Below are 13,168 nucleotides of genomic sequence, written 5' to 3' on the forward strand. Positions count from 1 at the left end.
TTACCTTGCATAGTTAAATATACAAATCAATCAACTGGATATCAATACTATAAAAGAAAAAACACAACAAACATTACTGTCTGTTGTGTTTTTTTTAAGGCTAAGGTGGTAGTTGTGCAACGGCCACTTTATGCCGGCCCTTTTTACGTTTTGGCGATACCGTTACCCTCTCAAAAGCCGTTAACCTGCCGGCTCAGTAATCTGACAACCGATTGCGCTTCATTCCCTCCAAAAATATTTTATCCCGTTAACCTGTTTAGACTCATTTATTTACCCCAAAAGCCCCACCATCCTACCTAAAAAACATTATATTTTATTTTAATAGACCAAACACATTAATTATATTGCATATACATCGAGAGCGAAACAACGTATGATGAGCCTATAACCGATTACACTTTTTTTGACAAGTAAGACCGAATACACAGTTTTTTATTTCAAACCGAATACACCTTACTGAATTTTTAACATTTTGGACCATCCTATGAAACTTAAAACCTTACTGTTCGCATTGATTTGCGGAATAGCTATTACGGGCCTTTTCTCCTGTGAAAAGGCAAAAGACCTGATACCTGGCGGCACATTGTCGCTACAGATGTCTGATAGTACTTATACTTCGAACAAGAACCTGGTATCAGGAACGTTACTGGATACGCTGGGGGGTTATATGCTGGTAGTTTCCGGCGGTGGTCAGGGACAGCAGACGTGGTTAACTACGGTGAACGTATTTTTCCCGGAGAAGAAACTGCAGACCGGCACCTATAGCTCTACGGTTAACCCGATGAATGCCATCGGTTATGTAACGCTGCCAGATATGACGAACTATTCGTCCTATAATAACGAAGCATCTGTGGGCAATTCAACGATCGTAATTAGTAAGATCAGCAACACACATGTGGAAGGAACATTCAACGGTTTACTGCTGAACGATATGGACCCCGACCTGACCATCAGTGTAGAAGGCGGTAAGTTTGATTTGAGCATTACGCCCTGAGTATAACACCGAACTATATACGCTATAACCGCCTCTGCCGGGCACAGGATGATTGTAGCAACAACATAGAATGAAACGACAGCATAAGTATCACACGGACCACCAACAACGAAAAGGTCATCAACGAAAGTGACCGAAAACACCTACTGAAACGAAGCAGGGGCAGCGAGTTTACACTCACTGCCCCTGTTTCATTATTAAGAGGAATGCGTTATTTTATCTTATACACTACCCTCATTTCGCCCCTGATCTTGATGGTTTTTACATCGATATCAGATTCTGGTACTGCATCGCCGGCAGCACGGGCAAAGGTGTTCATCTGCGCCATCATCGGACGTACATCGCCGTAGTTGTCGGTAGGAATTTCCTGGATTTCCAGTACACCGTCCAGTTTTTCATCGGCGGCAATTACCAGGTATTCAGCTTTGGCTCTGGCAGCTTTCAGCGCGTTGATCTTTACCTGTTTGCGGAATTCGGTCATGTTACTATGCCCGAAAGATGCGATGTTCACGCTTTCGATACCTTCTTCATCCACTCCGGCCAGTATACCATTGATCTTTTTAAGATCGGCCAGTTTAAGGCGGTATTGTTTACGGGCCATGAAGTCTTCCGTTACCTTTTTCTTTTTCCACCACTGTACACCGTTATAACCGTACACGTTTTCGATGGTAAAGTTTTCTTTGGCGATACCGGCGGCCAGTACCGCTTTCTGAAGCTGTGCTTCCAGGGTGCTGATATCTACCTTACTGGTTTTTGTTTTGTAATATTCGCGGAGCGAGATATTAAAATAGATCTCGTCGGGCGTAATCTCCATCTCGGCCGAAGCGGTTACTTCAATCTTCTTCACGGGAGGGGTGTTGGTGGTGGTCTGTGCATTTGTCATAACTGCTGCCATCATTAATCCGGTTAATACGAAAATCAACTTTTTCATGGTTTCTCTTTTTGTTTTCAGAATCAGGATGCTTGTTAAACACCTGAATCCATAAATCATTTTAGACTTTAACGTTCTTTAACATTTTAAGTTACAGTTATAAATGTATTTGTCTTCATATTATATCTCTATTAATGATAGAATTACTGCTGCAATCGTTAAAAAACTGTATTTTCCTTGCCTTATCCGGCCAATTTTATGCCAGCTGGAGAGAATGAACAGCGTTTTTTGGAGAGAACTAGATGTATAGACCCACGTCACTTATTACCTTACTACTATTATGCGCACAGTTTGTTCTGGCGCAAAGTACTTATATACTGAACGGCGCCGCCCAGCAGAAGAGCTGCAACTGCTATCAACTCACTGCCGACGCCGGCAACCAAAGCGGTACCGCCTGGAACAGGAACAAAATCAATCTCACTAACTCATTTGTTTACACGTTTGATGTGAACCTCGGTTGTAAGGACCAGAATGGTGCGGACGGTATTGCCTTTATCCTGCAAACACAAGGCACAAGTCTCGGTGCTACCGGCCAGGGCATTGGCTTTGCAGGTGTAAGCCCCTCGGTAGGCATCATTATCGATACCTGGCAAAACAATAACGAGAACGATCCGCCATACGATCATGTGGGCATACAAATGAATGGAGTTTCGGACCATGCCTCGCCCAATAACCTCGCCGGACCAGTTGCCGCCTCGCCTGCCAGCGACAATATCGAAGACTGCCAGTGGCACATCTTCAAAATTTCCTGGGATGCTGTAGCGATGGTGATTGATGTAGAGATCGATGGCGTGAACAGGGTAACCCTGCAAAAAGACATTGTAGCCGACATCTTCAACGGCGATCCAAATGTATTCTGGGGCTTCGCCGGGTCTACGGGAGGCTCATCTAACGTGCAGCAGTTCTGTGCAGCACTGCGCCCCCAGTTTGCCGCCGGACAATCGGTGTTCTGTGAAGGAACGCCGGTACAACTTTATGACAACTCCAGCTCCTTTGGCAGCATTACGCGCTGGTTCTGGGATTTGGGAGATGGATCTACCTTCACCGTGAAAGACCCGCCCATACATAATTACGCGCCCGGCGTATATAAAGTCAAACTCGTTATACAGGATAACAGCGGTTGTATTTCCGACACACTCAATCAAACTGTAACGGTTGGCACCTACCCCGTAGTGGACTTCACCGACCCTCCACTAATATGTGAGGATAACAGCATTACTTTCACCGACCTTTCCACCACCAGAGTTGGTACTATCAACCGCTGGGCGTGGGACTTTGGCAACGGCGGCACCTCTACGCGGCCGACGTCTACTGTAACGTACAACAACGCGGGCAACTATACCGTCGCCCTCACTGTTACTACGATAGAAGGCTGTAGTTCCAGCGATAGCAAGGTTATGGAAGTAGCCCCTTCGCCCTCCGTATCGGCCATCCGTAGTGCGGCTAACTGCCTTGGCGCCACCACCTTCCTGAGCGCTGAAAATCTCAGCCCACTTATTCCGTTTAACAGGTGGATATGGGATTTGGGAAATGGAGACACCACCTACGAAAAGGACCCCATCTATACATATCCCGCAGGCGGCAACTACGTAGCCAAAGCCTTCCTGGAAAGCGACAAGGGCTGCCTGTCCTTACCGGCCCCCGTAGATGTAAGAATAGTAGACGTAAATGCCTACGCCGGCAGAGATACGCTCATCGCCATTGGCCAGCCGCTACAACTCAACGGCAGCGGCAGCACTACCTTCACCTGGTCGCCCGCAGATGGGCTCAGCAATCCGTATATCGCCAACCCTGTGGCTATATTATCGGCCGATCAAACTTATATTCTCACTTCTACCTCACCTGATGGCTGTATGGACAGGGACACCATCAATATTAAAGCTTACAAGGGGCCTGAGTTTTGGGTACCCAGCGGGTTTACGCCTAATAACGACGGCATTAATGATATGTTCAAACCGATAGCGGCGGGCATACCCGCGCTCGATTACCTGCGGATATTTGACCGCTGGGGTGGCGAGGTATTTTATACGCGCCAGTTATCTGTGGGATGGGATGGTACCCGGAATGGAAAACCTTTGCCGATAGGCACCTACATCTGGGCCATCAGTGGAAAGGATTATTTAGGGAACCCTGTTTCGAGAAAAGGAACGATTACGCTTATCCGTTAGCCTTTACGCCATCCTGGCTTTTTACGATGCCTTCGAGGAAACGGTGCAGCTGCTCCATACTCTTCACCTTTTCTACCACCAGCATAAAGTTTTTACCTACTTGTTTCAGACGCGCATTATTGGTGCGGGTTTGAATGTAGTTCAGTAAGTGGTTGAAGGTTACCGACTCAAAGTAAGGCGAGTCGGGGTTGTTGATGAAGTAACAACGCAGCTTTTCGTCTTTCAGGATCATCTTTTCAAAACCTAAACGAATAGCCATCCAGCGGCAGCGGATGGTGGTAAACAGGTCGCTTACCGGCGCCGGTATAGGGCCAAAGCGGTCTACCAGGTCTTTTTCGAAGGCCTGCAGCTTATCTTCCAAAGTAATATTATCCAGCTCCTGGTAAAGGTTCAGGCGTTCCTGGATGCTTTCGATATAAGAATCGGGAATGAGTATTTCGAGGTCTGTATCGATGGTACAGTCGCTGATGTAGTCTTTCTTTTCTTCCAGCTGATCTTTGAACAGATCTTTGAAGTCGGTTTGTTTCAGTTCGCGGATGGCCTCGTCCAGGATTTTCTGGTACATATCGAAGCCTATTTCTGCGATGAAGCCGCTTTGTTCGCCACCCAGCAGGTTGCCTGCGCCGCGAATGTCCAGGTCGCGCATAGCGATCTGGAAACCGCTGCCCAGTTCACTGTGTTGCTCCAGCGTTTGCAGGCGTTTACGGCTATCGGCCGGTAAGGTGCTGATGGGCGGTGCCAGCAGGTAACAGAAGGCCTTTTTATTGCTACGTCCCACACGGCCGCGCAACTGGTGCAAATCGCTTAGGCCAAAGTGATGGGCGTTATTGATGATGATGGTGTTGGCGTTGGAAATATCCACCCCGCTTTCCACGATATTGGTACATACCAGCACGTCGTATTCGCGGTCGATGAAGTTCATGATCACCTCTTCGAGTTTATGCCCTTCCAGTTGTCCGTGCGCGGTGGCTATAGACAGGTCGGGACATAGTTCCTGGATAAGGCCGGCCATTTCGCGCAGACCGTTCACCCGGTTATGGATGAAGTATACTTGTCCGCCGCGCTCTGTTTCATAATAGATCGCATCGCGGATAAGCTCCGGATTGAATACATGTACTTCTGTTTCGATAGACTGCCTGTTCGGCGGCGGTGTATTGATTACAGAGAGGTCGCGCGCGCCCATGAGGGAGAACTGCAACGTTCGCGGGATAGGCGTGGCCGTTAAGGTGAGCGTATCTACATTCACTTTCCACTGTTTCAGTTTCTCTTTAGAAGTAACACCGAACTTCTGTTCCTCATCAATTACCAGCACACCGAGGTCCTTGAATTTTACCTCTTTACCCAGCAGTGCATGTGTACCGATGATGATATCGATTTTACCTTCGGCCAGTCGCTGTAAGGTTTCTTTCTTTTCCTTGGCGGACTTAAAGCGGTTGAGATAATCCACCGTACAGGGGAAGTCCTTCAGCCTTTCGGAGAATGTTTTAAAGTGCTGGAAAGCGAGGATGGTAGTAGGCACCAGTATAGCGGCCTGTTTACCATCTACGATCGTTTTAAACGCAGTACGCACCGCCACTTCGGTTTTGCCAAAGCCTACATCGCCACACACCAGGCGGTCCATCGGAGAGCCCGATTCCATATCGCGTTTTACATCGGCGGTTGCCTTGCTCTGATCAGGTGTGTCCTCGTATATGAACGAGGCTTCCAGTTCTGTTTGCAGGTACGTATCGGGCGAGTGTGCGAAGCCTTCCTGGGCTTTACGTGCGGCGTAAAGTTTGATAAGGTCCTTCGCAATATCTTTAACCTGTGTTTTAGCTTTTTCCTTCAGCTTATCCCAGGCATCGCTGCCCAGTTTGTTCACTTTGGGCACTACGCCCTCTTTGCCGGAGTACTTGCTTATTTTGTGCAGCGAGTTGATGTTCACGTACAGCAGGTCGCTGTTTTTATAGATGATGCGGATCGCTTCCTGCATCTTACCTGCCACTTCTATTTTCTGCAAACCACTGTACACACCTACACCATGGTCGATGTGCGTTACGTAGTCGCCCGCCTGCAATTCCTTTAAGGTTTTAAGCGTGATGGCCTTGTTCTTATTGTAGGCCTGCTTCACCTTGTATTTGTGGAAACGCTGGAATATCTGGTGGTCGGTGTATATAAGCACCTTCAGGTCGGCATCGATGAAGCCGGAACTGATGGGTGTTGGAATCGGGAAGAAGGTAAAATCAGCTTTCAGGTCTTCGAAAATACTGCGCAGTCTTTCGAGCTGACGGGGATTTTCGGCGAAGATGAAGATCGATTGTTTGGTTGCATTATGCAGCGCCAGGTCTTTGATCAGCATATCGAACTGGCGGTTGAATACAGGCTGCGGTGTGGTATTGAAGTGAATGACTTCAGGTGCCGGAGCCTCCGGGTATTCGAACCGGGAACCGATAACGATGTTGTGGCGTTGCCGTAACTGTTGCATCAGCTCAGTGCCGGGCACGAAGTCACTTTCGGTCATCACCATCTCCTCATCTTCATTCACCTTCACCTTTTGCCCGGTTTGCAGCCAGTCGTGGAAACGTTGTTCCATTTGCTGCACCACGTCCTGCACATAGGCCGGATCTTTCATCCACACAATGGTATTGGGCGGCATAAAGTCGGGCAGCGAGGTTTTGGTGTGTTCGGCCGCATGGGTGTCCATGTTGGCGATGAGGGTTACCTGCATGAGTTTACGCTCACTCAACTGGGTTTCCGCGTCGAATATGCGGATAGAGTCTATTTCGTCGCCAAACAGCTCGAAGCGGTAAGGCTTGTCATTACCAAAGGAATAGATATCGAGAATGCCCCCACGTACGGCGTACTGGCCGGGTTCGTACACAAAGTCGCTATGTTCGAAGCCCCATTTCACCAGTTTTTCCAGCAGGGTATCTACTTTAAGATTTTCGCCCACCTTTAACTGCACCATATTGGCAGTAAAGGAAGTGTTGCCCGCCACCTTTTCCCAGAGGGCCTCGGGATAGGTAACCAGTACTTTTTTATGGATAGAGGGGCCGGAGAACTTCATGAGTGCTTCGGTACGCAGCATACTGTGACTGCTGTTGATTTCGGAGAACTGGCCCGTTTTCTTGAACGAGTCGGGGAAGTAGAAGATATCCAGGGCCTGGCTCAGATGTTCCAGGTCGTTGTGGAAATAGGCTGCTTCTTCCTTGTCGTTGAGAATAAAGAGGTGGTTAGCTTCCGAAGCGGCCCAGATGCTGGTGGCCACAAAGTTGGCGGAGCTGCCCGTAAGCCCGGTAAGGTGAAAATACCGTGGAGCGGGCATACCCAACCCCGTCGCCAGCTTACGCAGGCGGGGGTCCCGTTCATACATCTGTAGTACTGCCTGTAAATTCATGAAGATTGCAAAGATACGATGAATGCAAAATCCGGCAACCAGATTTTAATTATATTTATATAAACTCCCCCGTTATGTTGGACCAATGGTACAATGGCGTTGTCACCCGCATCATCAACGAAACCGACAATACCCGCAGGTTCTGGATTTCGATCCCTGAAATGCGTACGTTTGACTTCAAACCGGGGCAGTTTGTTACCCTGGACCTGCCCATCCACGAAAAGAAGAATAAACGCTGGCGAAGTTACTCTATTGCCTCCCACCCGAACGGCACCAACGAAATAGAGCTGGTGATCGTACTGCTGGAGGGCGGCGCGGGCACCACTTACCTGTTCAACGAGGTACGCGAGGGCAGCGAACTGGTAGTCAGTAAACCCCAGGGCGCCTTTACCCTGCCCGACCCCATGGAGAAAGACATTTTCCTGGTATGCACCGGTACCGGCATTGCTCCTTTCCGCTCAATGATACACCATTTACACCTCCATCAGATAGCGCACCCGCCTATTTACCTCATTTTCGGTACCCGGTTCGAGAAAGACCTGCTGTACGCCCAGGAAATGAAGTGCCTGATGGCCGAACATCCTAATTTCCGCTACCTGCCCACCCTCTCCCGCGACGAAAACCCCGACTGGTGGGGAGAACGGGGTTATGTACACGCCGTGTACGAGCAACTGCTGGCCGATAAACGCCCCGCCAACTTCTTCCTCTGCGGCTGGAAAGTCATGATAGACGAGGCTAAGCAGCGTATCCTGGCCATGGGGTACGACCGCAAGGACATTCATTTGGAATTATATGGGTAAACCAGCAGTGGTGCTACTATTGAGCCACCGTTGCGACGCTCCGTTCACCGGCAGTAATCCTGTTGAGCGTTGAACGCCATTGCATTCCTTCCCGCTCCATTCCGGCCCTCTTACTCAACCGGATTCGTATAGCCCAGAGGGCTTTATTGCTGTGCCCGTATTGCTGCTTTTTGACTGAAGAAACGGTTGGCTTCACTTCGTTTGCTATAACGCAAGAAGGGGCGTACCTGGGCACGAAGCATGGTAAAGAGTATGGTGAGAGTAGGCTGAGAGTATGGTGAAGCGGAGGATGAGCGGAGGGTCAGCGGACGGTAAGACACCATTTAAGCACACGGGTGTGATTGCGACAACTTTAAAAAGCTGATAGAATTGTTTCAGAGGAAGAGTGCGACGCAACGGGGGCCTGATAGTAATCCCTTAGCTGATCCCATAAAAAAAGGCTGCACCTTTCAGTACAGCCTTTTTAGGACAATATAGTTTGGTTAGCGGATGGCTTTTTGAACCAGTTCCTTTACCTGCGACATTGGGATGCGCTCCTGCTCCATGCTATCGCGGTGGCGGATGGTTACAGTGCCGTCTTCCTTAGTCTGGTGATCGATGGTTACGCAGAAAGGGGTACCGATAGCGTCCTGGCGGCGGTAACGTTTACCGATGGCGTCTTTTTCCTCGTAAAAGCAGTAGAAGTCCTGCTTGCAGTCGGCCATCAGTTCGCGGGCCAGTTCGGGCAGGCCATCTTTCTTGGTGAGCGGGAATATGGCCAGTTTGATAGGGGCCAATTTTGGCGGGAAGCTCAACACTACCCTGCTATCTTCTTTGCCGTCTTTGCTCAGGTCTTCTTCTTTATACGCTTCGCTGAGTACCAGTAACACCGTACGGTCGAGGCCGATAGAGGTTTCGATTACGTAAGGCACATAGTTCTGGTTGATCTCAGGATCGAAGTACTGCATTTTTTTACCGGAGAACTTCTGGTGGCTGCCCAGATCGTGGTCGGTGCGGGAGTGGATACCTTCCACCTCTTTGAAACCGATCGGGAAGTCGTACTCGATATCACAGGCGGCATCGGCATAAAACGCCAGCTTCACGTGATCATGGAAACGGTATTTGTCCTGCGAAATACCCAGGCCAAGGTGCCATTTCATACGCTCGTTTTTCCAGTATTCGTACCACTCCTGCTGGGTGCCGGGGCGGATAAAGAACTGCATTTCCATTTGCTCGAACTCGCGCATACGGAACACGAACTGGCGGGCTACGATTTCGTTACGGAAAGCTTTACCTACCTGTGCAATACCGAAAGGTATTTTCATACGACCAGTTTTCTGCACGTTCAGGAAGTTCACGAATATGCCCTGCGCCGTTTCCGGGCGGAGGTATATTTCGCTCGCATCTTCCGCAACGCTGCCTACCTGGGTGCTGAACATCAGGTTAAACTGGCGTACGTCCGTCCAGTTAGTGGTGCCACTAACCGCACATTTAATATTGTTTTCTATGATCAGGTCGCGCAGACCAGGAAAGTCGTCGTTTTTAATGAGGTTGTCCATCTTCTCCAGCAGGGCATCGCCGGCAGCTTTCTCCAGCTTTTCGGCGTGTGCTTCAATGAGGTGGTCCACACGATAACGCTTTTTGCTATCCTTGTTATCGATCATGGGATCGGAGAAGTTATCTACGTGGCCGGAAGCTTTCCAGGTGGTGGGGTGCATGAAAATGGCAGCATCGATACCCACGATGTTTTCGTGCATCTGGGTCATGCTTTTCCACCAATATTCGCGGATGTTACGCTTTAATTCAGAGCCGTACTGCCCGTAATCGTATACAGCGCTTAAACCATCATATATTTCGCTCGACTGGAAGATGAATCCGTATTCTTTACAATGCGATATAATCGCCTGGAACTTATTTTGATCGGTAGCCATAGTGCGCAAATATAATTTCGAAAATCGAATTCACGCATGGATTTATTTTACCTTATGTTTAATATATGAGGATCAGGCTTTACGCACTGCGGTTTTTGACTCATCCATTACCCCTTCCGAGGCAACTTCTACCCGTTTTACCCAGATGGCGTAATCGTTCGGGATAATCTCGCAGCCTTTCTTTTCAACATAAGAGCGCGTAAACTCCGCGCCAAAGTATAGGATGGCGGAGGAATAATACACCCATAGAAGCAGTATCACGATAGATCCGGCGGCGCCGTAAGTAGAGCCGATCTTACTGGCACCGAGGTAAAAGCCAATACCGAACTTACCCAGCATAAACAGGGTGGCCGTGGCTACAGATCCTACCAGCACATGTTTCCATTTTATCCTGGCATCGGGCAGTACTTTAAATATGATAGCGAAAAGGAGGGAAATAATGATGAAAGTGATGATGATATTGGCCACATACACGATCACCATCTCCACTCCGGGGAAGTAAGAGAACAGTCTTTCATTCAGCAGTTCCATGAGTCCGTTCAGCGCCAGCGATACCAGCATGATAAAGCCTACACTTATGATGAGCGAGAAAGAGAGCAGGCGGTTGATGATCAGCCTGATGAAGCCTTTCTTAGGTTTGGCTTTCAGGCGCCATATGGAGTTGATCGAGTCCTGAATTTCACCAAACACACCGGTAGCACCAATGATGAGGGTAATGAAACCGATGATGGTAGCCCAACTGACATCACTTGATAACCAGGCATTTTTGATCATTTCCTGTATTTGCAAGGCAGCCTCTGGTCCTACCAGCCCCTGGATTTGCTTGTACAATGTGCCCTCTATCGCTTCCCTTCGCAAAAAGATATCGCATAGATAGATGATGATGATCATCATGGGAGCAATGGAGAACACCGTGTAATAAGCGAGGGCGGCGCTCATCTTCAGCACTTTGTCATTCATAAAGTCTATGCCGGCCTGTTTCAGCACCTGCCAGTAGAATTTGATATGTTGGGAAGGACGCTTCATAGGGGGAACCGTATCAAGGCCCGTGCCGTTTACTTTAATTTATCGTTCTCCTTGTGGCGGTTGGCATCGCGGATATTCTTTTTCTCGAAGTTCTTTTCCAGGGCAGTGGTGAGATCAATACCCGTTTGGTTGCTAAGGCACAACAACACCCAAAACACATCGGCCAGTTCATCGGCCAGCTCCTTCTTTTTATCCGACTCTTTGAACGACTGTTCGCCGTACTGGCGGGAGATGATGCGGGCCACCTCTCCCACTTCTTCCGTGAGGATGGCCATATTGGTGAGTTCAGAAAAATAGCGCACTCCCGTGGTGTTGATCCAGGCATCTACCTGTTCCTGGGCTTCTTTGATGGTCATAAAGTTCCGCTGTTTTGATTGCGCGTAAAGATAAAAGAAAAACCGCCAGGCGGAGGGGCCTGGCGGTGTATAAACCTGAGTTTATGCATTAGTACGGGAGTTTTATTAATGGTTGTTGGGCACATTTAGTACAACCAACACCGTCTTCCACTGTTACCGTTTCCAGCTTCCTGAAACAAGGGCCGGAAAAGGTGGCGGTTATCTTATACGTTTTAGCCTCACCGGTTACCGGTGCCAGGCGCAGCTCAAATTCGAGCTCCGGTTTTTGCTGGTAACCGACGAAAAAATTACTGCTGTCTGCAGCTAAACGCAGTCCATTCCAGAAGGAAAAACGATTAACCGGAACGATCGTTATACTGTCGGGCAGGAACTTTGCATTGGCGCCGCGTACCAGGTTCTGGCCATCGTTGCCCGTGAGGGTGAATGTAAAATTGGGAATATCGGCGGTGCAGATAGCCGCTTCATCTTTGTTTTTGTCGCAGGCAACAGCTGTGCAAACGATCAATAATATGGCAAATACGGAGAAGCGCATCTTACAGGAAGTTAGAGGGTATTTAATACGGTAGTTTTATTTGAATGATGTCTGGGCAGTTGGTACAACCAGTTCCGCCTTCAACGGTAAGTTTATCGACCTTTTTGTAACAGGGGCCCGAAAACGTAGCCATTACTTTAAAGGTTTTAGGTATGCCGCCGGTTGGAGCCAGGCGCAACTCATATTCTACGGTATTTGCCTGGGGATGACTGATCGTATAATGGCTGCTATCCGGCCGAAGCTGCGGCGTACCGGTAAAAGAATGGATGGATGGAATTTGCCGGAATTGTACACTATCGGGCAGGAATTTGGCGGAGGTGCCCCGGATAAGGTTGCTGCCATCATTGCCCACCAACGTGAACTTAAAAAAAGGGATTTCCTCAGAGCAGAATGTTCCATTATAGTCATGATTATTGTCGCGGTTGCAGGCGACGGTCGTGCATGCCAGCACTAGTGCTGCGAATAGAAGGTAACGCATCATAAAGGGATTAAAGAGACTGCAATATTGTTTAAATAATTCCGGGCTATTGTTCTTTAAGCTAGTTGGATATGAAGTGTTAAGCGTACCGGGTTATATAAAAGTTACAGCTATTCCCTGTTTTTTGTATCGATGATGATGGTTACCGGGCCATCGTTCAGCAACGAGACCTTCATATCGGCCCCAAACTCCCCGGTGCCGATGGCTTTACCGAGATCGGTTTCCAGTCTGTCGATCATTTTTTCGTACATGGGGATAGCGGTATCCGGTTTGCTGGCGCGGAGGTAAGACGGGCGGTTCCCCTTTTTGGTGGAGGCCTGTAGCGTAAACTGGCTTACCAGCAGCAGGCCGCCGTCCACATCCTTAAGACTTAAGTTCATGACGCCCGCCTCGTCGCCGAATATGCGGAGGTTAACGATTTTATTACTCAGCCAGTCGATATCTTCCTGGTTATCCGCATCTTCTATGCCTACCAACACCAGCAGGCCCGTACCGATGGCCGATTTCTCTTTACCATCAATTACTACCGAAGCCTGCGTAACTCTCTGGATCACTGCTTTCATTATATTGTTATTTTTGCCGGATAAAGATAAAGAT

At 48.7% G+C, this 13,168-nt stretch carries 11 protein-coding genes; 3 read left to right on the plus strand and 8 right to left on the minus strand.

Going from position 1 to position 13,168, the window contains the following annotated elements:
- Positions 1 to 484: 484 nt before the first annotated feature.
- Positions 485 to 994 carry a hypothetical protein gene (locus QZT80_RS25320; RefSeq protein WP_295128960.1) on the plus strand — a complete coding sequence of 170 codons (510 nt, stop codon included), beginning with the start codon at positions 485 to 487 and terminating at the stop codon, positions 992 to 994.
- Between the two features lie 211 nt (positions 995 to 1,205).
- Here the strand turns inward: QZT80_RS25320 and QZT80_RS25325 are convergent, their stop codons facing one another.
- Positions 1,206 to 1,925: an SIMPL domain-containing protein gene (locus QZT80_RS25325; protein WP_295128961.1), complete on the minus strand. Its 720-nt coding sequence runs from the start codon at positions 1,923 to 1,925 to the stop codon at positions 1,206 to 1,208.
- 242 nt (positions 1,926 to 2,167) lie between these two features.
- On the opposite strand from QZT80_RS25325, the gene QZT80_RS25330 reads away from it, so the two are divergent.
- Positions 2,168 to 4,093 carry a PKD domain-containing protein gene (locus QZT80_RS25330; RefSeq protein ID WP_295128962.1) on the plus strand — a complete coding sequence of 642 codons (1,926 nt, stop codon included), beginning with the start codon at positions 2,168 to 2,170 and terminating at the stop codon, positions 4,091 to 4,093.
- Here the strand turns inward: QZT80_RS25330 and mfd are convergent.
- Complete coding sequence (mfd, locus tag QZT80_RS25335; RefSeq protein WP_295128963.1) at positions 4,083 to 7,469, minus strand: transcription-repair coupling factor; 3,387 nt, start codon at positions 7,467 to 7,469, stop codon at positions 4,083 to 4,085. The genes QZT80_RS25330 and mfd overlap by 11 nt on opposite strands.
- 74 nt (positions 7,470 to 7,543) lie before the next feature.
- Between mfd and QZT80_RS25340 the strand changes: the two genes are divergently transcribed.
- Positions 7,544 to 8,269 carry an FAD-binding oxidoreductase gene (locus tag QZT80_RS25340; RefSeq protein WP_295128964.1) on the plus strand — a complete coding sequence of 242 codons (726 nt, stop codon included), beginning with the start codon at positions 7,544 to 7,546 and terminating at the stop codon, positions 8,267 to 8,269.
- Positions 8,270 to 8,751: 482 nt separating this feature from the next.
- Here QZT80_RS25340 and QZT80_RS25345 read toward each other — a convergent pair whose 3' ends face one another.
- From QZT80_RS25345 to dtd, 6 genes are all read right to left on the minus strand, one after another.
- Positions 8,752 to 10,179 carry a glycine--tRNA ligase gene (locus tag QZT80_RS25345; RefSeq protein ID WP_295128965.1) on the minus strand — a complete coding sequence of 476 codons (1,428 nt, stop codon included), beginning with the start codon at positions 10,177 to 10,179 and terminating at the stop codon, positions 8,752 to 8,754.
- Positions 10,180 to 10,251: 72 nt separating this feature from the next.
- Complete coding sequence (locus tag QZT80_RS25350) at positions 10,252 to 11,205, minus strand: YihY/virulence factor BrkB family protein (protein WP_295128966.1); 954 nt, start codon at positions 11,203 to 11,205, stop codon at positions 10,252 to 10,254.
- 29 nt (positions 11,206 to 11,234) lie between these two features.
- Positions 11,235 to 11,561, minus strand: a complete 327-nt coding sequence (locus tag QZT80_RS25355; protein ID WP_295128967.1) for a nucleotide pyrophosphohydrolase — start codon at positions 11,559 to 11,561, stop codon at positions 11,235 to 11,237.
- Between the two features lie 88 nt (positions 11,562 to 11,649).
- Positions 11,650 to 12,093 carry a hypothetical protein gene (locus QZT80_RS25360; protein WP_295128969.1) on the minus strand — a complete coding sequence of 148 codons (444 nt, stop codon included), beginning with the start codon at positions 12,091 to 12,093 and terminating at the stop codon, positions 11,650 to 11,652.
- A 22-nt stretch (positions 12,094 to 12,115) separates the two neighbouring features.
- Positions 12,116 to 12,574, minus strand: a complete 459-nt coding sequence (locus QZT80_RS25365) for a hypothetical protein (protein ID WP_295128970.1) — start codon at positions 12,572 to 12,574, stop codon at positions 12,116 to 12,118.
- A gap of 107 nt (positions 12,575 to 12,681) precedes the next feature.
- Positions 12,682 to 13,134 carry a D-aminoacyl-tRNA deacylase gene (gene dtd / locus QZT80_RS25370; protein WP_295128971.1) on the minus strand — a complete coding sequence of 151 codons (453 nt, stop codon included), beginning with the start codon at positions 13,132 to 13,134 and terminating at the stop codon, positions 12,682 to 12,684.
- Positions 13,135 to 13,168: the final 34 nt, after the last annotated feature.

Source organism: uncultured Chitinophaga sp., from assembly GCF_902168175.1.
GTDB lineage: Bacteria > Bacteroidota > Bacteroidia > Chitinophagales > Chitinophagaceae > Chitinophaga.